1 protein-coding gene is annotated in these 362 nt (G+C 41.4%); it reads right to left on the bottom strand.

Annotated elements, in window-relative coordinates; all coding sequences use genetic code 11:
* Nucleotides 1–362, bottom strand: a 362-nt coding sequence (locus DWZ03_RS20220) for a S26 family signal peptidase (RefSeq protein WP_243634956.1), incomplete at both ends; no start/stop codon positions are given.

Consider the following 362-nt stretch of genomic DNA (forward strand, 5'->3'; position numbering starts at 1 on the left):
AGATTTCTATAAAGCATCCGGTTCAGTGAATCCATCTCTACTACACTTCCTTTAGCCGGTATGTACAATGGCCCAAATTCGGCAATGCTCCAGCCCAGTTCTTTATCAAAAGGATAACTTTCAACCACTATTCCCCTATTCACAAATTCCTCGGAGTCAAGTAATTTTTGCAATTTATCTTGTGCAGCAGTATTCCCCAAGTATCCGTCATGCCCTTTCACCCTATAATGGCAGTCCTTGATTTCCAAAGTGTCTCCCGGAACTGCTATACAACGCTTTACATAATATGACATTACATCAAAGGCAATGCTGTCCCATCTTCCCGGATAAGGGAAATTGAATACAAGCACATCATTCCTCTT

Origin of the sequence: Bacteroides sp. AF29-11 (genome assembly GCF_003602895.1) — a bacterium.
Taxonomy (GTDB): Bacteria; Bacteroidota; Bacteroidia; order Bacteroidales; family Bacteroidaceae; genus Bacteroides; species Bacteroides uniformis.